Origin of the sequence: Aeromonas sp. s4 (genome assembly GCF_040907855.1) — a bacterium.
In the GTDB taxonomy this organism is placed as follows: Bacteria; Pseudomonadota; Gammaproteobacteria; order Enterobacterales; family Aeromonadaceae; genus Aeromonas; species Aeromonas caviae.
In genome coordinates this window covers 1-22,345 of sequence record NZ_JBFOCP010000042.1, presented here as the reverse complement: position 1 = coordinate 22,345, position 22,345 = coordinate 1, and the positions used below count along the sequence as shown (strand labels likewise).

Below are 22,345 nucleotides of genomic sequence, written 5' to 3'. Positions count from 1 at the left end.
CCCATATGACAAACACCAATGCATTTCCATATGAGTGTGCTTGCCATCACGCAGGCCCCGAGCGAGCAGGAAAAACGGCCACAGACGACGGCCCTGGGAGGGGAAATAGCCACCCATCGTGGGCTGTCACACCCGGGGCGGACCTCCTGGCGATCAGCCAGCCCGCCCGCCAGCGTGGCGTCGATGAGGCCGCAGGGCTGGTGCCGATGGAAGCCAGTTTTTTCATCAGGGGAGGAAAACGGTTGCGCCTAACGTCATGAATCCAAACACAAATGTCGATCGAGCCCTATTAATCCCGGAATTTAATTCTGCAAAAACACCATAAAACAAACACTTATAAGGCAATTTGCTTATATTTCAAACCGTTAACGCAAACGTTTTTCCTCTATGATCCCCTTGACCAACGGGCTGGCTCACTTACAGTTAGCCAGCGTGCTTTATGACCTGCCAAGACAGGTTGTGGACCCTCACATAACAATCAAGGATACGATCGTGACTAAAGTGCTCAAGCTGGCCACCGTGGCCGCCCTCACCCTCGCTGCCCTGTCCGCCCAGGCAGCCTCCGAGCCCGCCGTCATCTATGACACCGCAGGCAAATTCGACAAGTCCTTCAACGAAGCCGTGTTCCGCAACGGCGTCGAAGTCTACAACAAGGACAAAGGCGTCAAGGTCAAGGAGTTCGAACCCCAGAACGAAGCCCAGCGCGAGCAGGGCCTGCGTCGTCTGGCCAGCCGTGGCAACGGCCCCATCGTCGCCGTCGGCTTCAACATGGGTTCCGCGGTAGAGAAAGTCGCCACCGAGTTCCCGAACACCCAGTTCACCATCATCGACATGGTGGTCGACAAGCCGAACGTCCAGTCCCTCATCTTCAAGGAGCATGAAGGTTCCTTCCTGGTGGGTGCCCTGGCGGCCATCGCCTCCAAGACCGGCAAGGTCGGCTTCGTGGGCGGCATGGACATCCCGCTGATCCGCAAGTTCCAGTGCGGCTATGAGCAGGGCGCCAAGTACATCAATCCGAAGATCGACGTCTATCAGAACATGACCGGCTCCACCCCGGCAGCCTTCGCCGACCCGGCCAAGGGTGCAGAACTGGCCAAGTCCCAGTTCGCCAAGGGCGCCGATGTGGTCTATGCCGCCGCCGGTGGCACCGGTATCGGTGTCTATCAGGCTGCCAAGGACGAAGGCAAGCTGGCCATCGGTGTGGATTCCAACCAGAACCACCTGCAACCGGGCACCATGCTGACCTCCATGGTCAAGTCCGTGGGTCTGGCCGCGTACAAGAGCTGGGATGACGCCGCCAAGGGCAGCTGGAAGCCGGGTATCCAATCCCTGGGTCTGGCCGAAGGCGGGGTTGACTGGGCGCTGGACGAGAACAACGCCAAGCTGATCACCCCGGAAATGAAAGCCAAGGTCGAGAGCATCAAGGCCGACATCATCGCCGGCAAGATCAAGGTGCACGACTACATGAGCGACAACTCCTGTAAGTACTGATCCTGCAAATACCGAGTCACTGCTACGACTCTCAACCAGTGATGACCGGCCCGCACGGGCCGGTTTTTAGTCTCTACTTCATGACCCGCAAGGACTGCATCATGGACCAGACAGATCGCTATGCCATCGAATTAAGGGGTATCGATAAGCGGTTCGGCGACGTGTACGCCAACAAGCAGATCGACCTTCAGGTTCGTAAAGGCAGCATTCACGGCATCGTCGGCGAAAATGGCGCCGGCAAGTCGACCCTGATGAGCATCATTTACGGTTTCTACCACGCCGACAGAGGCGAGATGCTGATCGACGGGAATCCGTTCAAACCCCATGGCTCCCAAGATGCGATTGCCGCCGGGGTGGGCATGGTGCACCAGCACTTCATGCTGGTGAACAACTTTACCGTATTGGAAAACGTCATCCTGGGGGCCGAGAACGGCTGGCGCCTGGGCAAGAGCCTGGCGGCCGCCGAGAAGCTGCTGGGCGAGCTGGCACGGGACTATGGTCTCGAGGTGCCGCTGCACGAGAAGGTCGAGGATCTGCCGGTGGGCCTGCAACAGCGGGTCGAGATCCTCAAGGCGCTCTATCGCGGTGCCCGCATCCTGATCCTCGACGAGCCCACCGGGGTGCTGACCCCGCAAGAGGCGGATCACCTGTTCGAGGTGCTGAAAAAGCTGCGGGATCAGGGGGCGACCGTCATCCTCATCACCCACAAGCTGCGGGAGATCCTGGCCATCACGGACCAGGTCTCCATCATGCGCCGGGGTGAAATGGTGGCCCATGTCGCCACCAAAGACACCGACAAGGAGCAGCTCGCCGAGCTGATGGTGGGCCGCAAGGTGCGCCTCAAGGTCGACAAGGGCACCGCCCAGCCGGGCGAGGCCAAGCTCAAGGTCGAGGGCCTCTCTTACGTCGATGACGCCGGGGTGGAACGGGTCAAATCCGTCAGCTTCGAAGTGCGGGCGGGGGAAGTGGTCGGCATCGCCGGGGTCTCCGGCAACGGCCAGTCCGAGCTGCTCAGCATGCTCGGCGGCATCCTCAAGCCCAGCAAGGGCGGCTTCACCATCGCCGGGGCGCAGCGCCACGAGGTGAGCCAGAGCCACCCGGCCGACCCGGAGCAGGTGCGCAACTTCGGCCTCGGCCACATCCCGGAAGACAGGCACAAGATGGGGCTCATCAACCGCTTCGAGGCGAAAGAGGCCTTCATCCTCGGTTATCACCGCCGTGCCCAGTACAACAAGGGCTGGCTGCAGGACAAGGAGGCGATCCGCCAGGATTGCCAGGCCAAGATGGACAAGTGGGACGTGCGCCCGCCGAGCCCGGAGCACAAGACCGCCAACTTCTCCGGCGGCAACCAGCAGAAGCTGGTGATCGCCCGGGAAGTGGAGCAGGACCCGGATGTGCTGCTGGTCGGCCAGCCGACCCGGGGCGTCGACATCGGCGCCATTGAGTACATCCACCAGCAGATCATCGCCATGCGCGACAAGGGCAAGGCGGTGCTGCTGGTGTCGGTGGAGCTGGACGAGATCATGAGCCTCTCCGACCGCATTCTGGTCATCGCCGATGGCCGCATCGTCGGCGAGCTGGACGGCGCCAGGGCGGATGAACGCACCATCGGCCTGATGATGGCGAACATAGTTCCTGACGACGTGGCGGCAAGCCAATCACAAGGAGCCACATCATGAAGGTCACAACCACTTGTAACGGATTCGGCCTGATGATGGTCAACACACCAGTCCCCGACGATATCAAGGAGGTCCATTCATGAGCCAAGCACGTGTTCCTGCCTGGATATCCGTGGGCGTGCTGCCCGCAGTCAATATCCTGCTGGCCTTCCTGGTGTCGGCCATCCTGTTCTATTACCTCGACATCAGCCCCATCGAGGCAGCCGAAATCATGTGGTACGGCGCCTTCGGCACCGGCGAGGGGATAGGCTTCACCCTCTATTACGCCACCGGTTTCATCTTCACCGGTCTGGCGGTGGCGGTGGCCTTCCACGCCGGCCTGTTCAACATCGGCGGTGAAGGGCAGGCCTATATCGGCGGCCTCGGGGTCGGTCTGGTCTGTCTGCTGCTCGGGGACGTGTTGCCGTTCGCCCTGCTGCTGCCGCTCGCCATCATCGCCGGCGGCCTGTTCGGCGCGGCCTGGGCCTTCATCCCGGCCTGGCTGCAAGCCAAGCGGGGCAGCCACATCGTCATCACCACCATCATGTTCAACTTCATCGCCGCCTCCCTGATGGCCTACCTCTTGGTCGACGTCTTCAAGCCGCCAGGATCCATGGCCACCGAGAGCAAGGTGTTCGCCGTGGCGAGCTGGCTGCCGAAGATGAGCGAGCTGGCGGCCGGTTTCGGCATCGCCATGCCCAACAGCCCCCTCAACATCAGCTTCTTCTGGGCGCTGATCTGTGCGGCCCTGGTGTGGGTCTTCATCTGGCATACCCGCTGGGGCTACGAGATCCGCTCCGTGGGCGCAAGCCAGAGTGCCTCCGCCTATGCGGGCATCTCCTACCCCAAGGTGGTGATCCTGGCCATGGTGATCTCCGGCATGCTGGCGGGCTTCTTCGCCCTCAACGTGCTGCAGGGTGAGCTGCACCAGATCAAGCTCAACTTCGTGGAAGGCTTCGGCTTCACCGGCATCGCGGTGGCCCTGATGGGCCGCAACCACCCGGTCGGCGTCATCATCGCCAGCCTGCTGTTCGGCTTCCTCTACCAGGGCGGCGCCGAGCTCAGCTTCGAGTTCGGGGTGGACCGCAACATCGTCGTGGTGCTGCAGGGTCTGGTGATCCTGTTCTGCGGCGCCCTGGAGCACATGCTGCGCCCGCGCATCGAGCAGGCCTATCTGGCCTTTGCCAACCGCCCGGCCGCCCAAGTGAAAGGAGCCTGATCATGTTCGAAATGCTGATCCTGATGCTGGACGCCACCATCCGCACCGCGCCGCCGCTCATTCTTGCCGCTATGGCCGGGATGTTTTGTGAACGCTCCGGGGTGGTCAACATCGCCCTGGAGGGCAAGCTGCTGGCCTCCGCCTTCGCCAGTGCGGCGGCGGCCGCCGTCACCGGTTCCGCCTGGATTGGGCTGGGGGTCGGGGTGGGGGTGTCCATCCTGTTCGCCCTGCTGCACGGCTTCGCCACCATCACCCACCGGGGTGATCAGGTGGTGAGCGGCATGGCCATCAACATCCTGGCGGCCGGTCTCACCGTGACCCTGGGGCGCTACTGGTTCGATCAGGGTGGCCAGACCCCGGCGCTCTCCGGTGCGGCGCGCTTCGCCCCCATCGACCTGCCCTATGCCAAGGAGCTCTATGACGTGCCCGTCATCGGCCAGCTCTACAGCGAGCTCTTGAGCGGTCACTCCCTGCTGGAGTACGTGGCGTTCGCCGCCGTGCCCCTGGCCTGGTGGGTGCTGTTCCGCACCCGCTTCGGCCTGCGGCTGCGGGCGGTGGGCGAAGCCCCGGCGGCGGTCGACACCGCCGGTATCTCTGTAGTGCGGATGCGCTATACCGCCCTCATCATCGGCGGCCTGCTGGCGGGGATCGGGGGCACCTATCTGGCGGTGGCCCAGACCGCCCAGTTCATCCCCAACATGAGCGCGGGCAAGGGCTTCATGGCGCTGGCGGCCCTGGTGTTCGGCAAGTGGCGCCCCTGGAACGCCATGGCGGCCTGTCTGCTGTTCGGCTTCCTCGACGCGGTCGCCATCCGGCTGCAAGGGGTCAGCATCGGCGATTTCCCGATCCCGGTGCAGGCCATCGAGGCGCTGCCCTACATCCTGACGGTCTTCCTGCTGGCCGGTTTCATCGGCAAGGCGGTGGCCCCCAAGGCCCTCGGCACCCCCTACGTCAAGGAGCGGGAATAGCCCCGCCCTTCATGCCATGCAAAAGGCCCGCACATGCGGGCCTTTTCTTTTTCGGGCGACGGCTCAACCGATGGGGCGCACCAGGGCGGGTTGATGGGGATCACTGAGGCGCTCGGCCAGATAGTCCACCAGCAGCCGCACCTTGGGAGAGAGGTGGCGGTTGTGGGGATAGAGGGCCCAGATCCCCTCCTCGGGGGCCCGCAGCTCCGGCAGCAGCTCGATGAGCTCCCCCCGGGCGAGGTGGTCGCTCACGTAGTAGTCCGGCAACTGGATGATGCCGATCCCCTTGATGGCCGCATCCAGCAGGGCGTGGCCGCTGTTGCACTGCAGCAGACCGCGTACCCGCACGCTGTGGGGTTTACCGTTCAGGGTGAAGTGCCACTCGTCCCCGTTGCCCACCAGGCAGGTGTGACGGGCCAGCTCCGAGAGACTGTTGGGCATGCCGTGGCGGGCGGTATAAGCAGGGGAGGCGCACACATAGGGAACCCGCTGCGCCAGCTTGCGGGCCACCAGGGTCGAATCCTTGAGGTGGCCGAGGCGGATCGCCAGATCGAATCCCTCGTGCACCAGATCCAGCAACTGGTTGGTGAGATTGAGGGTCACCTCCAGCTGGGGGAAGCGCACCATAAAGTCGTTCACCAGGGGAGCGATGCGGCTCTCGCCGTAGGAGACCGGGGCCGTGATGCGCAAGGAGCCCTGGGGCACCGCCTGATGGCGTCCCACCGCCAGCTCCGCCTCGTAGAGGTTGTCCAGCAACTGGCGGCAATGGCGAAAATAGATCTCCCCGAGTTCGGTGAGTCGCACCTGGCGGGTGGTGCGCAGCAGCAGCTTGGCCTGCAGCCTGTCTTCGAGCTGCGCCACCTGGCGGCTCACCTGGGCCACCGACACCCCGAGCTTGCGCGCGGCCGGGGTAAAGCCCCCCTGCTCCGCCACGCTGACAAATTCACAGACCCCTTCCCAGCCGAACATTATTACCTGTGTGTAAAAGTGATTTGATACTTAGCGTTATTATCACCAAATCGGCGGGAAACTACACTGGATCTCCGAACTCATTTCCGTTCATCCAACCACTACGAGGACGTCATTCATGGCACAGGTTCAGAGCATCAAGTGTAAAGCCGCCATCGCCTGGGGACCGGGTCAGCCCCTCTCCATCGAAGAGGTCGAGGTCATGCCGCCCCAGGCCGGCGAGGTGCGGGTGCGCATCGTCGCGACCGGCGTCTGCCACACCGATGCCTTCACCCTCTCCGGTGAAGATCCGGAAGGGGTCTTCCCCTGCATCCTGGGCCATGAAGGGGGCGGTATCGTCGAGTCCGTCGGCGAGGGCGTCACCAGCGTCAAGGTCGGCGATCACGTGATCCCGCTCTACACCCCCGAGTGCGGCGAGTGCAAGTTCTGCAAATCCGGCAAGACCAACCTGTGCCAGAAGATCCGCGCCACCCAGGGCAAGGGGCTGATGCCGGACGGCACCACCCGCTTCTCCAAGGACGGCCAGCCTATCTACCACTACATGGGCACCTCCACCTTCAGCGAATACACGGTACTGCCCGAGATCTCCATCGCCAAGGTGGATCCGGCCGCCCCGCTGGAAGAGGTCTGCCTGCTGGGCTGCGGCGTCACCACCGGCATCGGCGCCGTGATGAACACCGCCAAGGTGAAAGAGGGTGAGAGCGTCGCCATCTTCGGGCTGGGGGGCATCGGCCTCTCCGCCATCATAGGCGCGCGCCTGGCCAAGGCCGGCCGCATCATCGCCATCGACATCAACGAGAGCAAGTTCGAGCTGGCCCGCAAGCTGGGTGCCACCGACTGCATCAACCCGAACACGTTCGACAAGCCCATCCAGGAGGTGATCGTCGAGATGACCGACGGCGGCGTCGACTTCTCCTTCGAGTGCATCGGCAACGTCAAGGTGATGCGCGCGGCGCTGGAGTGCTGCCACAAGGGCTGGGGCGAATCCGTCATCATCGGCGTGGCCGGCGCGGGCCAGGAGATCAGCACCCGTCCGTTCCAGCTGGTCACCGGCCGGGTGTGGCGCGGCAGCGCCTTCGGGGGCGTGCGCGGTCGCAGCGAGCTGCCGAGCTACGTACAGCGCTACATGCAGGGTGAGTTCAAGCTGGACGACTTCATCACCCACACCATGCCCCTCGAGCAGATCAACGAGGCGTTCGATCTGATGCACGAAGGCAAGAGCATCCGCACCGTCATCCATTACTGATCCCATGAGCGCCCCGCCCATCGCATGGGCGGGGCAAGGAGTCCTTACATGAATCTGGACATCATCAGCAGCAACAAGAGCTTCAGCGGCTGGCACAAGCAGTATCGCCACCGCTCCAATGTGCTGGGGTGCGAGATGCGCTTCGCCATCTACCTGCCGCCCCAGGCCCTCACCGGCCAGAAAGTGCCGGTGCTCTACTGGCTCTCCGGTCTCACCTGCACCGACGAGAACTTCATGCAAAAAGCCGGGGCCCAGCGCATCGCCGCCGAGCTCGGCATCGCCCTGGTGGCGCCGGACACCAGCCCCCGTGGTGAAGGGGTGGCGGACGATCCCGGCTATGACCTCGGCATGGGGGCGGGGTTCTACGTCAACGCCACCCAGACCCCCTGGCGGGATCACTACCAGATGTACGATTACGTCACCCGGGAGCTGCCCGAGCTCATCGAGACCCACTTCCCGGTCTCGACGAAGCGCGCCATCAGCGGCCACTCCATGGGGGGCCATGGCGCCCTCATCGCCGCCCTGCGCGAGCCGGGCCGCTACCGATCTGTGTCGGCCTTCAGCCCCATCAGCCACCCGAGCCGCTGCCCCTGGGGCCAGAAGGCCCTCGGCGCCTACCTCGGCAACAACCCCCTGCTGTGGCAGGAGTGGGATGCCTGCCAACTGCTGCGCCACCACGACAGCCCGCCCCTGCCGACCCTGGTGGACGTGGGGCTGGACGACCCCTTCCTGGCGGAGCAGCTCGGCATCGACACCCTGGCCGAAGTGGCCGCCACCCGGGCGTGGCCCCTGACGCTCAACCGCCATGCCGGCTACGACCACAGCTATTACTTCGTGGCGAGCTTCATCGAGGCGCACCTGCGCTTTCACGCCAACCACCTGGGCGAACCGGCCTGAGGCTGACCCGCTCGTGGCCGCCCCGTCAGCGGGCGGCCATTCACCCGGAAACAGGAGACAAGGATGCCTCTCTTCACCACATTGCTGGCCATGCCGGACCAGTTCGAGCGGCTGCTGGCACAGGTCCCCACCGACCACCTGGACTGGGAACCCGCCAACTGGGCCGGGATCCCCTCCGAGCGTTTCAGTGCCAGGGGGCACCTCTGCCACCTGCTGGACATCGAGGTGCTGGGCTATCAGGTGCGGTTTCGTCGCACCCTGGCAGAAAGCCTGCCGGAGCTCGCCTCCCTCGATGGCTATCAGCTCGCGCTGGACCATGATTACTCCCGGCAGGATACCGCCACGCAGCTCGACCGGTTTCGCACCGCCCGCCTGCAGACCGTCGAATGGCTGAAGACGGTGCCGTCCGACGCCTGGCAGCGCCGCGCCCGCTATGGCGGCTATGGGGAGGTGACCCTGGACGGGCTGGTGCGCCTGCTCGTCAGCCATGACCACCAGCACCTCGCCGGCATGCAGTGGCTGCTGATGCGCCTGAACGCCGATCTGGGCCTCGCACTCCCCCTCGAGTGAGGCGTCGCCCCACAGTGTCGCATCCTGCAAAAAAGGCCCCGAGGGGCCTTTTTCATTGTTGCGATGATGGGATCAGCTCCCCAACCGGCTCACCTGACCCGAACCCGCGATCTCGCTGGTCAGCGCTGGGCTGCCCCAGTAGTTGACCGCACCGGCACCAGCGATCTCTATCTTGAGCCGCGACCGGGCCCGCACCTCGACCTCGCCACTACCGGCGATGCTCACCTCGACCTCCTCGCTGGTGAGCCCGGCCCCCTTGACGCCACCAGCGCCGGCAATGTTCAGCGTCATCACCCGGGCGGAGCCCTGCCCCAGATCCAGGTTGCCCAGCCCGGCGATGTTGCCCTCCAGCCGATCCAGCGTCAGCCCGCTAGCGACGATGTCCCCCGTGCCCGCCAGGGAGAGCACCAGATCATCCCCCTTGAAGTCGCGCAAGGCGCCGTTGCCAACCCCCGCCAGTGCCAACTCGTGCAGCGTCGGCAGGGTGATGGTGATCTCCAGCGGCTGGGTGGGGTCGAGCCGGTAGCCATCCTTGACCTCGATCTCCAGCTTCTCCCCTTGCTCGGTGAGCACCAGATAGGGCAGCAGATTGGCCTCCCCCTTGACCCTGAGGGTGTGGCTCTCTCCCGCCACCAGGTACAGGTTGGCGGGCACGCCCGCCAGCACCCGGGTCACCTCCCGCCCCAGGGGATGCTGCTGCTCCACCACGGCCCCCTCCCCGCGCACCTTGACGTCATCCTGCCAGCTGCATCCGGTCAGTCCCAGGGCCAGCACCACTCCCAGCATCCATTTCATCCCGCTACTCCTCGTTTCCTCTTTGCCGCACGGCGCGGCAGGTGAGTGGCAATCAGCAAACCCTGTGCCATATGGCTAACATCATGATTTATCTATCCATTTCAATATTTCGAGGCTCGAAGGGTCCATAACAAAGAGTCATTCAGACCACAATCTGGTCAATCTGACCACACCCGAAGGGGGGTGTTGACCCATTTTTTTGGTTGCCGCCCCGGTTCGTTGAGCCAATAGTGATACCTGGTGCGTATAGAGCACTCCATCGCTGCTTCACCCGCCAGAATCAACAAGGAGTCAGAGCGTGACCCAAGCCAGCCACCCATTCGTCCATCCGGGCCTGCCTGCCCCCACCCGCACCCCGCTGCTGACCGGCGACGATCCCGACCACAAGCGCCGCGAGCTGCTCGCCTACTTCTGCCAGACCTTCGATCTCTACGACTCGCTGTTCGACTGCCTGGCCGACGAGCGGGCCTGGTTCAACAAGGCGATCCCCCTGCGCCACCCGCTCATCTTCTACTACGGCCATACCGCCGCCTTCTTCGTCAACAAGCTGCTGGCGGCCCGTCTCATCGAGAGTCGGCTCGACGCACGCATCGAGGCCCTGGTCGCCATCGGGGTGGACGAGATGAGCTGGGACGATCTGGACGAAACCCACTACGACTGGCCCACGGTGGCCGAACTGCGCGCCTACCGCGGCCGGGTGCGCGCCCTGGTGTGTGAGTTCATCGAGCGGATGCCGATCGAGCTGCCCATCCATTGGCAGAGCCCGGCCTGGGTCATCCTGATGGGGATAGAGCACGAGCGCATCCACCTCGAGACCTCCAGCGTGCTGATCCGCCAGCTGCCCCTGGCCTGGGTGCACAGCCAGCCCCAGTGGCCGGTCTGCCCCGAGGCGCGCCACGATCTCGCCGCCGTCCCCGCCAACACCCTGCTGCCGGTGGCCGGCGGCCAGGTGCGCCTCGGCAAACAGGATGCCACCTACGGCTGGGACAACGAATACGGCGAGCGCCATATCGAGCTGGCCCCCTTCCAGGCCAGCCGCATGCTGGTGAGCAACGCCGAATACCTGGCCTTCGTGCAGGCGGGCGGATATGAAGCGCCCGTCTGGTGGGACGACGAGGGCCGGGGCTGGCGCCAGTATGCCAACGCCCGCATGCCCACCTTCTGGGTCGGCGATCCCAATGAACCCGAGCAGTTGCAACTGCGGCTGATGACCGAGCAGGTCCCCATGCCCTGGGACTGGCCGGTGGAGGTGAACCAGCTGGAGGCCGCCGCCTTCTGCCGCTGGAAGGCGGATCAGACCGGCCTGCCCGTCCAGTTGCCAAGCGAGGGGGAGTGGATGCTGCTGCGGGAGCAACTGGCTGGCGATCAGCCGGACTGGATGGAGGCCCCCGGCAACATCAACCTGGCCCGCTTCGCCTCCTCCTGCCCGGTGGATGCCTGCCCCCAGGGCAGCTTCTTCGATCTGGTGGGTAACGTCTGGCAGTGGACCAGCACCGCCATCGACGGCTTCGAGGGGTTCAAGGTGCACCCCCTCTACGACGACTTCTCCACCCCCACCTTCGACGGCAAGCACACCCTGATCAAGGGCGGGAGCTGGATCAGCACCGGCAACGAGGCGCTCAAATCTTCCCGCTACGCCTTCCGTCGCCACTTCTTCCAGCACGCGGGCTTCCGCTACCTGGTCTCACGCCATCAGGAGCCCGTCATCGTGAACCCTTATGAAACCGACACGCTCGTCGCCCAGTATCTCGACTTCCAGTACGGTCCGAGCCACTTCGGGGTCGCCAACTACGCCGAGGCTCTGGCCGGTCTTGCCAGCGAGCTCTGCACCCGCCATGAGCGGGCGCTCGACATCGGCTGCGCCACCGGCCGGGCCAGCTTCGAACTGGCTCGCCGCTTCGCCCACGTGGACGGGGTGGACTACTCGGCCCGCTTCATCGACGTGGCCCTGACCCTGGCAAGACAGGACAGCTTCCGCTATGCGGTGCCGGTGGAAGGGGATCTGGTGGAATATTGCGAGGCGCGTCTCTCCCGCCACGAGCTCGGTCGCGAGCAGAGCGAGCGGGTCCACTTCAGCCAGGGGGATGCCTGCAACCTCAAGCCCAAGTACGGCGACTACGACCTAGTGCTCGCCTCCAACCTGATCGACCGGCTGCGGGAGCCCGCCCGCTTCCTGCGGGACATTGCTCCGCGCCTGCGCAGCGGCGGCCTGCTGGTGCTCACCAGCCCCTACACCTGGCTGACCGACTACACCCCCAAGGCCAACTGGCTCGGCGGCATCCGGGAAAACGGCGAGGCCCTCGGCACCTATCAGGCGCTGCAACGGCTGCTGGCGGAGGAGTTCGAGGAGCACATGCCCCCGAGGGACGTCCCCTTCGTCATCCGCGAGACCGCCCGCAAGTACCAGCACACGGTGGCCCAGCTCACCGTCTGGCGCAAACGCTGACGACGCGGCAAACGAAAGAGGGAGGCCCATGGCCTCCCTCTTCTTTATCCGGACCGCTTACCCCTCCTGAACCTGGGGCACCGCCTCCTGCTCGCGGTAGCGGCGGGCCAGCACGGCGCACACCATCAGCTGGATCTGGTGGAAGATCATCAGCGGCAGCACCATGACACCGACGCTGGCGGCCGGGAACATGACGTTGGCCATGGGCACCCCGTTGGCCAGGCTCTTCTTGGAGCCGCAAAAGACGATGGTGATCTCGTCCGCCCTGTTGAAACCGAGGTGACGGCTGATCCAGACGTTCCACCCCAGCACCAGCGCCAGCAGCACGCAGCTCAGCAGCACGATACTGGCCAAATCATACCAGCCGACCTGGTGCCAGATCCCCTGCACCACCGCCTCGCTGAAGGCCACATAGACCACCAGCAGGATGGAGCTCTGGTCCAGCTTGCCGATGAGTGGCCTGTGGCTGTCGACCCAGCCACCGATGAGGGGGCGTGACAGGTGGCCCACCACGAACGGCAGCATCAGCTGCACCATGATGGCCTGAATGGAGTGCCAGGTATCGACCCCCTCCCCCTGCACATTGATCATCAGCCCCACCAGCACCGGCGAGAGGAAGATGCCGAGGATGCTGGAGGCCGAGGCGCTGCACACCGCCGCCGACACATTGCCCCCCGCCATGGAGGTGAAGGCGATGGCCGACTGCACGGTGGCGGGCAGGGCGCACAGATACAAGAAACCGAGATAGATGGCCGGGCTCAGCCACTGGGGCACCAGGGGCGTGAGCAGCAGCCCCAGCAGCGGGAAGAGCAGGAAGGTGCTCGCCATCACCACCAGGTGCAGCCGCCAGTGGCCGAGGCCCGCCAGCAGGTTCTGGCGCGACAGCTTGGCACCATGCATGAAGAAGAGCAGCGCCACCGCCAGCTTGGTCAGCAGACCGAACCAGACGGCCACCTGCCCCTCACAGGGGAAGAAGGAGGCCAGGGCCACCACGGCAATCAGCACAGAGGTAAAAGGATCCAGACGCACGGGGAGTCTCCAGAGAAAGCGCGTCCCGCACGGGAAGGGACGACAGGGCACGGGGAAGGCGTCATCAGGCGGCGACCCCGGATACGAAGGGACAAGCTTACCCCGAACACCCTGTGGTGCAAAGTTGAGCGGCAGCTTCATTTGTTTCATTTTGTTAAACGATAAAGCACATTTTCACAGCAAAACTAAACGAGTTTGCCCCTCCGGCCCCGGATCCGGCCAACAAAAAACGGGCGACCCTGGTCGCCCGTCTCCTGTTTGCCACATGCCGGTCAGCGCTGGCTGGCCAGGGTGCCGCTGCCCGCTTTCTTCTCGTTGCCACCTGACTTGCGGGCCTGGCGCTTCTCGAAGCGGGAGATCCACCAGTAGGCCAGCGCCGAGAAGACCGCCGTCATGAAGACGTTGATGAAGAAGGCGCGCACCAGATCCACCCCGGCCGGGAAGGCGGAGGCGCTCATGCTCACCACGAAGATGGCGATCAGCACCGACACCACCGCCATCCCGAAGGTGCGCGACCCCATGCGGAACTCGCGGGGGGTGTCGTCATGTTTCCAGCGGAACACGAAGTAGGCCACCATGATGAAGATCGGCGGCAGCATGGCGGTGCCGGCGGTGAGGTTGATGGCGGTGTTCATCATCTGCTGCACCGACTCGGAACCGAAGCCGTTGACCACCAGCATCACGAACACGAAGACAAACTGCCACCAGGCGGCGCGCACCGGCACCCCGTGCTCGTTGAGCTGGGTGGTCTTCTCGCCGTACACCCCCTGCGGGATCTCGGAGAAGTGAATCTTCACCGGCGCCGAGGTCCACATCATCATGGAGCCGAACATGGCGATAAACAGCACCACGCCGACGAAGCGGCCCACCAGCGCCTCGGAGAGCCCGAAATACTGCGCCATGCCGGTGAAGATCTCCACCATGCCGCCAGCATAGGTGAGGCTCTCCCGCGCCACGAACACGTTCACCAGCAGGGAACCGAGGGCATACATGGCGCCTATGACCACACCGGCGATGATGATCACCTTGATGAAGGACTTCTGACCCCCCTTCACGTCATTGAGGTAGGCCGCTGCGGTCTCGGCACCGCCCGCCGCCTGGAAGATCCAGCACATGATGCCCAGCGTCGCCCAGTTGACGGTGGGAGTCATCGCCTCCAGCGTGATGGGCTGGGCCGGCACATGATCCCCACTCAGAGCCATCAGGGCGCCCAGCACATAGATGGCGAACAGGGCAAATACCCCGTAGGCCACGATCTCGGCAATCTTGCCGAGCCAGCTCGCCCCCTTGGTGGAGATGTGGGTCGCCGCCGCAAACAGCACGATGGAGATGACCGAGGTGACCATGGGCGAGAAGCTGTACTCATAGCCCAGCATGGCGTAGGAGGCGTAGGCGATGACGTTGGGCAGCAGGGAGACGAACCAGAACAGATTCACGAACCAGTAGAGAAACGAGCCCAGATAGGCCATCCGGGTGCCGAGTGGCTTTTTCAGCCAGTCATACATCCCCGACTCGGAGTTTTTGTTGGCCGAGACGAACTCGGCAATGATGAAAACAAACGGGATGAAGTAGACGATGGTCGCCAGCAGGAAGATGGGGGCGGAGCTGAGCCCCAGCTCGATGTTGTTGTTGACGATGTTGCGCACGTTGAACACGGCGGCAAAGGTCATCGACAACAGGGCAAACTTGCCTATGGTGCCGCGTACGGATTCAGACATGGTGTCCTCCAGTGGACTCGCGCTCCCTGCGGGGAGCGCTGTGACTCTGTGATGTGTTCGGCAAGGGTCTGTCGACCCTGCCCTTTACTCTCTTGTTATGATCGGGCCGCGTGGACGGCCTTCTTGGTGAACCGGTGCAATCTCCCGCACCGGCTCGCAATACCATTCAGACGATCGGAGTGCCCGGCGCCATCGGCACCCGCGGCTGCAACAGCACGCTCTGGCTCTCGTCCGGGGTCTCGGCGCAGAGCAACATGCACTCGGAGCGCTCGCCGCGCATTCTGGTGGGCTTGAGGTTGGCCAGCACCACCACCTCGCTGCCCATCAGCTCCTCTTCGCTGTAGTAAGGCACCAGACTGGTGACGGTCTGCAGCGGCCGCTCGCCCCCCACATCGATCTGGACGATGTAGAGTTTGTCGGCCCCGGGGTGACGCACCACCTCCAGCACCTTGCCCACCTTCATCTCGACCCGCTTGAATTCGGCAAACTCGATCGTCTCGCTCATGCTCTTTTCCTTTTCTGGTTCAACGGTTTGCGGGTGGCCAACGGCCACCCGATTTGATTGGGAGTAAATGCTGTGTTTATGGTGCCTGCATGGCGACCTGCGCCGCCGGCTCGGCCTCTTTCGCGCGCGCCTCGGCGCTGAGAGAAGCCTCGTAGCGGTTGTATTTCCACCAGGCGAAGCCGAGGAAGATCACGATCCCGCCGACGTTGTAGAAGATGATGGTCATGATGTCGGCGCCGGTCGGGAAGGTGGAGGCGAGGAAGCCCACCGAGAAGAGGACGATCAGCACCGATACCACGGCGATGCCGGTGGTGCGCGAACCCATCCTGAAATCCCGCGGCAGGTGATCGAGCTTCAGACGCAGATTGAGGTAGGCCAGCATGATGAACAGCGGCGGCAGCATGGAAGCGGCGGCGGTCATGTTGATGACGGTGTTCATCAGATCCTGCGCTGTGTTGGAGCCCAGAGTCGGGATCACCATCAGCGGCAGCACGATGAGGTACTGGATCCAGGCTGCGCGGGCGGGCACGCCGTTCTCGTTCAGCTCGACCGTCTTCTTGCCGAAGATGCCGGCCGGGATCTCGGAGAAGAAGATCTTCACCGGGGTCGCCGTCCACATCAGCAGGGAGCCGAACATGGCGGTGAAGGAGACCAGCCCGACGAAGCGGTTCATCAGGATCTCCGGCAGGCCGAAGTAGGCTGCCAGCCCCTCGAACACCTGCACAGAGCCGCCGGTATATTTCAGGGTGTCGCTGTGGACGAAGACGTTGATCAACAGCGATGCGATGGAGTAGAGCACGCCGATAAAGATCCCGGCGACGATGATCACCTTCACGAAGGATTTGGAGCCCCCCTTCACATCATTGACGTAGACCGCCACCGACTCGGCGCCACCGGCTGCCATAAAGATCCAGGTCGTGATGCCGAGGAAGGCCCAGCTGAAATCGGGGACCATGGCCTCTACCGTGATGGGGTCGGCTGGCTGTACGCCGCCCACCAGTGCCGCACCCGCCAGCAGAATGTAGGAGAGGGTCAGCAGCAGCATCAGGGACGAGGTCACCGAGGTGATGGGGCCGAGCATCTTGGCGCCGTTGGTGGAGACGTAGGTGGCAAAGGCAAACAGCACCATGCTCAATGCCGTGGTCGCCACCGGGGTGAGAATGTACTCGTAGCCGAGGAAGGCATAGGAGGCGTAGGCGATGACCCGTGGCAGCAGCGAGGTAAAGAAGAAGAGGTTCACGAACCAGTAGGTGTAGGCGGAGATAAAGGCCCAGCGCCCGCCGAGGGAGCTCTTCACCCAGGCATACACCCCCGCTTCGGAGTTTTTGTTCAGTGACACGAACTCCGCAATGATCAGGCAAAACGGAATGAAGTAGAAAATGGTGGCCAGAAAGAACATCGGGGCCGAGGCCAGACCGATTTCGATGTTGTTGTTGATGACGTTGTTGAAGCTGAATACCGCCGCGAAGGTGAGCGACAGCAGACCAAACTTGCCTATCGTATTGCGTTTGGAATCAGACATGGTGCATCTCCAGACCTGTAGTTATCTCAGCGAAAGGGCGGGGCATGATTTGTAGGGTGAGCCCCGCCCTTCCGGCTTTTATCAGTGCAGAACCGGCGGCTTGTTATTTGTTTTTGAAGTAGCCGCCTTCGACGGTGACCTTGATGATCACCTTGCGCACCGGGCTGTCGCCGACGAATCGGTAGGCCTCGTCGTTCTCGAAGATCACTACCTGACCGTTGCCGACCTGCTGGCGCTCACGCACCTCACCGGCCAGCCACTCGCGGTCGGTGGTGTCGTCATAGGCCTGCTCGACCGCCAGCTCGCTCTTGGCAGCCCACTCCACCGTCTCTTCCCCTTCCAGGTAGTAGTGAACGTCGAAGTAGCGGCGCTGCCCCTCGAACAACGAGGTGGCCGGGCTGGCCCCCTCCTGCAAGCGGTAGGTGAGGGAGTCACCGATGGAGTGGCAGATGCCGGGCTTGAGGTTCGGCAGGTTGTTGATGGCCTCCACACAGCGGCTCCACTTCTTGCCCTCCCGGTAGATGTTTTTGAACAGGGTCAGGTTGTCCAGGGTGATCATGCGAGGTTCCTCCCGCCGTTGATGGTGAGATCGAGCCCGGCCAGCGCAGCCGGATTGAGGTTGCCACGGGCGATGGGCAGCAGGGTCAGGCCGAAGCTGAATGGCTCGAAGCGCACCCGCCAGGAGTCCAGCACCTCGGAGCCCCAGGAGTTGGAGCCGAGCCCCAGCACCTTGTGATCCAGATTGAGGGTGAGATAACCGCAGGGTTCCAGCTCGTTGATGTGCTGCGTCGCGTGGATATGCTCCCAGCTGTAGGGCCAGACACTCAGGTTGATGGGGGCATCGGGTCGCACGTAGAGACCGGCACCGTGGCGGTTGGTCAGGGTCGCCCAGCGCACCTGCTGGCGGTTGCCGTTGTCCTGCGGGAAGGGGTAGTGCTCCCATATCTCGCTGACTGTGCTCTGGAAGCGGTCGATCCAGTTGCTCTGGCGGCTGTCCTGATAGTTCTCGCCCGGCCCCATACCGTAGTAGTGCACCCGGTCGAGATCCTGACGAATGCCCAGCTCGAAGCCGATCTTGGGGATGATGTCGTCATAGCCGCCGTAGGGCTGGCCGGACAGAGCCACGTGCAGCTGACCGTTCCGGCTCAGGGTATAGACGTAGCGGCAGCGCATGCCAAAGTCGAACACCGGCGGTGCGATCAGACTCTCCACCGTCACCTCGACCGCCTCACCCAGCTGACGCCAGCTCAGGGTGCGGAAGTGCTCCTGCATGATCTGCAGGTGGTTCGGGTGCCACAGGCTCTCGTACTCCTGCTTGTGGTTGTCGATCATCGGCTTGAAGAAGGTGAGGCGCGGGGCTCGCTCGATGAGCTCGATACCATCCTGCTGCCAGCTCACCAGCTTGCCGTCGAGGCGCGAGAAACGCAGGGCAAAGCCGCTGCCGCTCAAGGTCAGCGCGAGGCGCTCATCGGCGATCTGCAACGGAGTGGCGTTGGGGTTGGCAAAGGGCTGCAACTGGCGAGTCGATGCCTTCAGCTGGAACTGGTACTGGCCCAGCTCGTGCTCCGCCGCGCTGTAACGGGTGGCAGTGGCCTTGATGACCCGCAGCTGGACGAAGGTTTCCCGCCCATCAAGGGATGGCAGCTCGAGTTGCAGCTCAGTGGTGGCACCGGGAGCAACCCCTTCCAACCGGATTTGCTGGCTGGCCAGCAGCTCGCCCTCGGCCTTCACTTCGACCAGCAGGCGGATATCGTCGAGAGTGGAGAACCAGTAGCGGTTTTCCACCGCCAGCTTGCCGCTGGCCAGATCCAGTGCCCGCACCTTGACCGGGCAGATCACCTGCTTGTATTCGCGCAGGCCCGGCCCCGGAGTCTGATCCGGATAGATGAGGCCATCCATGCAGAAGTTGTAGTTGTTGGGGTAGTCGCCGTAGTCGCCGCCGTACTTGTAAACGGGGCGGCCCTGCTCGTCCTGATCCAGAATGCCGTGATCGCACCACTCCCAGATGTAGTGACCCTGAATGTGGGGATGGCGGTCGAACACCTGCTGGTATTCGCTGAGGCCACCCGGGCCGTTGCCCATGGCGTGGGCGTATTCGCAGAGGATGCGCGGCTTCGCCATCGGGAACTCGCCAAAGCAGTTCATCTGGGAGACGCGGGAATACATGGTACTCACCACGTCCACCACCTCGGCATCGCGATCCTCTTCGTAGTGCACCAGCCGGGTCGGGTCGATCGCCTTGCAGCGCTGGTACATGGCTCTGATGTTGCAGCCGTAGCCGGACTCGTTGCCGAGCGACCAGATGATGATGGAGGGGTGGTTCTTCTGGGCGTGCACGTGGCGCTCGATCCTGTCCACGAACACCGGCTCCCAGAAAGAGTCGTCGGTGATGCGGCTGAGATCGCCGACGTTGGCAAAGCCGTGGGTCTCCACGTCGGTCTCCGCCATCACGAACAGGCCGTACTGGTCGCACAGCTCGTAGAAACGCGGGTCGTTCGGGTAGTGGGCGGTGCGCACCGAGTTGAGGTTGTGCTGCTTCATCAACACGATATCGCGTTCAACACGGTCCATGCCGACCGCACGGCTCTTGAGGTGGTCGTTGTCGTGACGGTTCACCCCGTGCAGCTTGAGGTAGTGACCGTTGACATGGAAGAGGCCATCCTTGACGGTGATTTCACGCACCCCGACCCGCTGCGGGATCACTTCCAGCAGCTCGCCCTGACCGTTGTAGAGGGAGAGTTGCAGCTGATAGAGGTAAGGATCTTCGGCGCTCCACAGATGGGGGTTGGCCAGATCCAGCGTGAAGCGGCAATCACACTTGCCATCGATGGCGAGTTGGTCGAGCGAGCCGCTGGCGATCTCGTTGCCCTGATCCAGCAGGGACCAGACCAGACGGTGATCACGGGCTGCTGCCCCCAGATTTTCCAGCTGGATATCACAGCTCAGGGTAGCGCTTTGATTGTCATCGGCCAGCGCGGTGCGGATGAAAAAGTCCTGCACATGGGCGGCCGGTTTGCCCACCAGATAGACGTCGCGGAAGATCCCCGCCATCCACCACATGTCCTGATCTTCGATATAGGTAGAGTCCGCCCACTGCATCACCCGCACCGACAGCAGGTTTTCGCCAACCTTGGCGTAGGCACTGATATCGAACTCGGCGGTAAGGCGGCTCCCCTTGCTGAAGCCCACATACTGGCCGTTCACATAGACCTCGAAGTAGGTCTCCACCCCGTCAAACTTGATGATCACCTGCTCGCCATCCCAAGCCGGGCTCAGCGTGAAGCTGCGCTGATAGGCGCCGGTGGGGTTGTTGGTCGGCACAAAGGGCACATCGATGGGGAAGGGAAAACCTTCGTCGGTGTACTGCAGCTGACCATGTCCTTCCATCTGCCACATGTTGGGCACGGTGATCTGGCCCCACTCGCTCATAGGGCTGTGATAGAAGGCCTCCGGCACCTGCAGGGGGTGGTCGAAGTAGTGAAACTGCCACTGGCCGCCAAGGCTCAGAAAACGGCGGCTCAGCTCGCGCTGCATGGTGGCCGCCAGCGCGTGGTCGGCATAAGAGAAGAAGTAGGCGCGCGGGGCCAGCCTGTTTTCACCAACGAATTGGACGTTTTCCCAGTTATTCACATGTCCTCCCGGAACAAGGCAACGTTAACTGGGTAAACTCTAGATAAACATTTACTAAATATCTGCTTGGGGTTGGTAAAGTTTTAACCTGATCACAATGAACAGATGGTTTTGTGAGCGAGATCAGAAGCGGGAGATAAAGGAGGGCAAGATATGGATGAGTGGCATGGATGTTGATAGTAGCTGGCTGAGCTACAATAAAATCAACTATGAAACAATATGATATGAAGTTGTTGGATGATATGGGAAAGAGGTTTGCTAGGGAGAGGTGTCGCACCACCGCAAGATGGTGCGACTAAAAAGCAGAATATTTTACTAAAATCAGCGAGTGGTACCACGCAGGGTCAGCTTGCTCGGTACCAGCACCCGGAGTGGAATATCACGCTCGTCACGCAGCCGTTCAACCAGCAGATTGACCCCCTGGGAGCCCATCAACTCGGAGTGGATCCGCACCGTGGAGAGCGGCGGGAAGGTGAACTTGGCGGTCGGAATATCGTTGACGCTGATAAGCTCGATCTGCTGGGGAATCGCCAATCCCTTCTCGTGGATGGCACGCAGCACGCCGATGGCGATGGAGTCGGAGGCGACGAACAGCGCCTTGGGCCAATCGCCGGCCAGCATCTCTTTGGCCAACTTGTAGCCGGAAGCGCTGGAGAAGTCTCCGCGATAGAGGTCGCTCTCCTGCACCACCCCAAGCCGCTGGCCATAATCGCGAAAGGCGAGTTCCCGCAGATCCGGGCCATCATCCTGGCCACCGATATAGCCGATGCGCTGATGGCCCTCGGCGATGAAGAAGTCCACTACCTGCTGGCTGATGAGTGCCAGATCCACGTCAATCGAGTCAAAATCGCCCTGAGAGCGGCAATCCACGAACACCAGCTGGGCAGACAGGCCGCGCAGCACGGCCAGCCGTTCTTCCGGCAGATGGCCGATGACCAGGATGCCATCGACGGCAGAGAGCTCACGCCCCTCGGCACCGTTGTAACAGTGGGCCAGCTCGATGTTGAGGCGGGTACACTGGGTCTCGATGCCGTAGCGGATGGCGAGGTAATAGGGATCGTTGACCTCGGTGCTCTGGGGATAGGCGTAGACAGCCAGGAGCTGCAGCTTGCTCTTGTGCACCCCTTTGCGGGCGCTGCTGGTCTTGTACTCCAGCCGCTCGGCAATCTCGAAGATCTTCTGCCTGGTCTCGTCCTTGACGCTCAGGCTGGGATCCTCGTTCAGCACACGGGATACGGTAGCAAGCGATACCCCCGCCTCCTGTGCAATTTCCTTCAACGTAGCCATCAATACCTCGCAGGCAGCATCACGTGTTCATCGGGCAACGGCTAAAGAGTAACGAGCAATCCCTTGATAGCCCAGCATTTTTACTGAAATAGAAGCAGGGAATTGCGGCGGGAGGACAGAAATGCAAAAAGGCCTCCCGCATGGGAGGCCTCTTCTGAATAGGTGCCTGACAGTGTCCTACTCTCGCATGGCGAATGCCACACTACCATCGGCGCTACCGCGTTTCACTTCTGAGTTCGGCATGGGATCAGGTGGTTCCACGGCGCTATTGCCGTCAGGCAAAAGCTTGTACTGCTTGAAAATGGTGCTGATACCCAGAATCGAACTGGGGACCTCATCCTTACCAAGGATGCGCTCTACCGACTGAGCCATATCAGCACACTAACCGGTAAAGA

General features: G+C 62.8%; 17 protein-coding genes, 1 tRNA gene and 1 rRNA gene. 8 read left to right on the top strand and 11 right to left on the bottom strand.

From position 1 onward, the window contains the following. Window positions 1-492 precede the first annotated feature (492 nt). From AB5Y89_RS14005 to AB5Y89_RS13990, 4 genes are all read left to right on the top strand, one after another. Window positions 493-1,491, top strand: a complete 999-nt coding sequence (locus tag AB5Y89_RS14005) for a BMP family protein (RefSeq protein WP_041212138.1) — start codon at window positions 493-495, stop codon at window positions 1,489-1,491. A gap of 101 nt (window positions 1,492-1,592) precedes the next feature. Next, entirely contained in the window at window positions 1,593-3,170 is a 1,578-nt protein-coding gene (locus AB5Y89_RS14000) for an ABC transporter ATP-binding protein (RefSeq protein ID WP_039039558.1), read from the top strand. A gap of 79 nt (window positions 3,171-3,249) precedes the next feature. Then, the gene (locus AB5Y89_RS13995) at window positions 3,250-4,368 is read left to right on the top strand and encodes an ABC transporter permease (RefSeq protein WP_010672473.1); all 1,119 of its coding nucleotides are present in this window, start codon (window positions 3,250-3,252) and stop codon (window positions 4,366-4,368) included. Between the two features lie 2 nt (window positions 4,369-4,370). Continuing rightward, window positions 4,371-5,336 carry an ABC transporter permease gene (locus AB5Y89_RS13990; protein ID WP_368224001.1) on the top strand — a complete coding sequence of 322 codons (966 nt, stop codon included), beginning with the start codon at window positions 4,371-4,373 and terminating at the stop codon, window positions 5,334-5,336. 63 nt (window positions 5,337-5,399) lie between these two features. On the opposite strand, the gene AB5Y89_RS13985 is transcribed toward AB5Y89_RS13990, so the two are convergent. Further along, window positions 5,400-6,305 (bottom strand): LysR substrate-binding domain-containing protein, encoded by a 906-nt coding sequence (locus tag AB5Y89_RS13985; RefSeq protein ID WP_039039541.1) that lies wholly within the window; start codon window positions 6,303-6,305, stop codon window positions 5,400-5,402. 118 nt (window positions 6,306-6,423) lie between these two features. Here AB5Y89_RS13985 and AB5Y89_RS13980 point away from each other — a divergent pair, with 118 nt between their 5' ends. The 3 genes from AB5Y89_RS13980 (at window position 6,424) to AB5Y89_RS13970 (ending at window position 9,018) form a co-directional block, all read left to right on the top strand. After that, the gene (locus tag AB5Y89_RS13980) at window positions 6,424-7,551 is read left to right on the top strand and encodes an S-(hydroxymethyl)glutathione dehydrogenase/class III alcohol dehydrogenase (protein ID WP_010672469.1); all 1,128 of its coding nucleotides are present in this window, start codon (window positions 6,424-6,426) and stop codon (window positions 7,549-7,551) included. A gap of 48 nt (window positions 7,552-7,599) precedes the next feature. Next, on the top strand, window positions 7,600-8,448 hold the full coding sequence (fghA, locus tag AB5Y89_RS13975; RefSeq protein WP_324062959.1) for an S-formylglutathione hydrolase: 849 nt from the start codon (window positions 7,600-7,602) through the stop codon (window positions 8,446-8,448). Window positions 8,449-8,511: 63 nt separating this feature from the next. After that, on the top strand, window positions 8,512-9,018 hold the full coding sequence (locus AB5Y89_RS13970) for a DinB family protein (protein ID WP_045522459.1): 507 nt from the start codon (window positions 8,512-8,514) through the stop codon (window positions 9,016-9,018). A 72-nt stretch (window positions 9,019-9,090) separates the two neighbouring features. Here AB5Y89_RS13970 and AB5Y89_RS13965 read toward each other — a convergent pair whose 3' ends face one another. Further along, on the bottom strand, window positions 9,091-9,813 hold the full coding sequence (locus AB5Y89_RS13965; protein WP_368224000.1) for a head GIN domain-containing protein: 723 nt from the start codon (window positions 9,811-9,813) through the stop codon (window positions 9,091-9,093). Between the two features lie 298 nt (window positions 9,814-10,111). Here AB5Y89_RS13965 and ovoA point away from each other — a divergent pair, with 298 nt between their 5' ends. Beyond that, a complete protein-coding gene (ovoA, locus tag AB5Y89_RS13960) occupies window positions 10,112-12,259 on the top strand; it encodes a 5-histidylcysteine sulfoxide synthase (protein ID WP_368223999.1) in 2,148 nt (715 codons plus the stop codon). Between the two features lie 57 nt (window positions 12,260-12,316). On the opposite strand, the gene AB5Y89_RS13955 is transcribed toward ovoA, so the two are convergent. The 9 genes from AB5Y89_RS13955 to AB5Y89_RS13915 all read right to left on the bottom strand — a co-directional run bounded on the left by AB5Y89_RS13955 (window position 12,317) and on the right by AB5Y89_RS13915 (window position 22,328). Continuing rightward, entirely contained in the window at window positions 12,317-13,288 is a 972-nt protein-coding gene (locus tag AB5Y89_RS13955; protein ID WP_368223998.1) for a bile acid:sodium symporter family protein, read from the bottom strand. Between the two features lie 272 nt (window positions 13,289-13,560). Next, a complete protein-coding gene (locus tag AB5Y89_RS13950; RefSeq protein WP_368223997.1) occupies window positions 13,561-15,006 on the bottom strand; it encodes an amino acid permease in 1,446 nt (481 codons plus the stop codon). A gap of 166 nt (window positions 15,007-15,172) precedes the next feature. Then, on the bottom strand, window positions 15,173-15,511 hold the full coding sequence (locus AB5Y89_RS13945) for a tRNA-binding protein (protein WP_368223996.1): 339 nt from the start codon (window positions 15,509-15,511) through the stop codon (window positions 15,173-15,175). 76 nt (window positions 15,512-15,587) lie between these two features. Then, complete coding sequence (locus AB5Y89_RS13940; protein WP_368223995.1) at window positions 15,588-17,033, bottom strand: amino acid permease; 1,446 nt, start codon at window positions 17,031-17,033, stop codon at window positions 15,588-15,590. Between the two features lie 103 nt (window positions 17,034-17,136). Beyond that, the gene (locus AB5Y89_RS13935) at window positions 17,137-17,592 is read right to left on the bottom strand and encodes a beta-galactosidase subunit beta (RefSeq protein ID WP_368223994.1); all 456 of its coding nucleotides are present in this window, start codon (window positions 17,590-17,592) and stop codon (window positions 17,137-17,139) included. After that, window positions 17,589-20,663, bottom strand: a complete 3,075-nt coding sequence (gene ebgA / locus AB5Y89_RS13930) for a beta-galactosidase subunit alpha (RefSeq protein WP_368223993.1) — start codon at window positions 20,661-20,663, stop codon at window positions 17,589-17,591. The genes AB5Y89_RS13935 and ebgA overlap by 4 nt, the downstream gene beginning before the upstream one ends. 321 nt (window positions 20,664-20,984) lie before the next feature. Next, window positions 20,985-21,950: a transcriptional regulator EbgR gene (gene ebgR, locus AB5Y89_RS13925; RefSeq protein ID WP_039039553.1), complete on the bottom strand. Its 966-nt coding sequence runs from the start codon at window positions 21,948-21,950 to the stop codon at window positions 20,985-20,987. A gap of 164 nt (window positions 21,951-22,114) precedes the next feature. Continuing rightward, window positions 22,115-22,229, bottom strand: a 5S ribosomal RNA gene (rrf, locus tag AB5Y89_RS13920). A 23-nt stretch (window positions 22,230-22,252) separates the two neighbouring features. After that, window positions 22,253-22,328: transfer RNA gene (locus tag AB5Y89_RS13915), tRNA-Thr, on the bottom strand. Window positions 22,329-22,345: the final 17 nt, after the last annotated feature.

Coding starts and splice junctions, on each gene's coding strand:
- fghA (WP_324062959.1), top strand. CDS start 7,600: ATGAATCTGGACATCATCAGCAGCAACAAGAGCTTCAGCGGCTGGCAC.
- AB5Y89_RS13950 (WP_368223997.1), bottom strand. CDS start 15,006: ATGTCTGAATCCGTACGCGGCACCATAGGCAAGTTTGCCCTGTTGTCG.
- AB5Y89_RS13965 (WP_368224000.1), bottom strand. CDS start 9,813: ATGAAATGGATGCTGGGAGTGGTGCTGGCCCTGGGACTGACCGGATGC.
- AB5Y89_RS13935 (WP_368223994.1), bottom strand. CDS start 17,592: ATGATCACCCTGGACAACCTGACCCTGTTCAAAAACATCTACCGGGAG.
- AB5Y89_RS14000 (WP_039039558.1), top strand. CDS start 1,593: ATGGACCAGACAGATCGCTATGCCATCGAATTAAGGGGTATCGATAAG.
- AB5Y89_RS13945 (WP_368223996.1), bottom strand. CDS start 15,511: ATGAGCGAGACGATCGAGTTTGCCGAATTCAAGCGGGTCGAGATGAAG.
- AB5Y89_RS13980 (WP_010672469.1), top strand. CDS start 6,424: ATGGCACAGGTTCAGAGCATCAAGTGTAAAGCCGCCATCGCCTGGGGA.
- ebgR (WP_039039553.1), bottom strand. CDS start 21,950: ATGGCTACGTTGAAGGAAATTGCACAGGAGGCGGGGGTATCGCTTGCT.
- AB5Y89_RS13995 (WP_010672473.1), top strand. CDS start 3,250: ATGAGCCAAGCACGTGTTCCTGCCTGGATATCCGTGGGCGTGCTGCCC.
- AB5Y89_RS13970 (WP_045522459.1), top strand. CDS start 8,512: ATGCCTCTCTTCACCACATTGCTGGCCATGCCGGACCAGTTCGAGCGG.
- AB5Y89_RS13990 (WP_368224001.1), top strand. CDS start 4,371: ATGTTCGAAATGCTGATCCTGATGCTGGACGCCACCATCCGCACCGCG.
- AB5Y89_RS13985 (WP_039039541.1), bottom strand. CDS start 6,305: ATGTTCGGCTGGGAAGGGGTCTGTGAATTTGTCAGCGTGGCGGAGCAG.
- AB5Y89_RS13940 (WP_368223995.1), bottom strand. CDS start 17,033: ATGTCTGATTCCAAACGCAATACGATAGGCAAGTTTGGTCTGCTGTCG.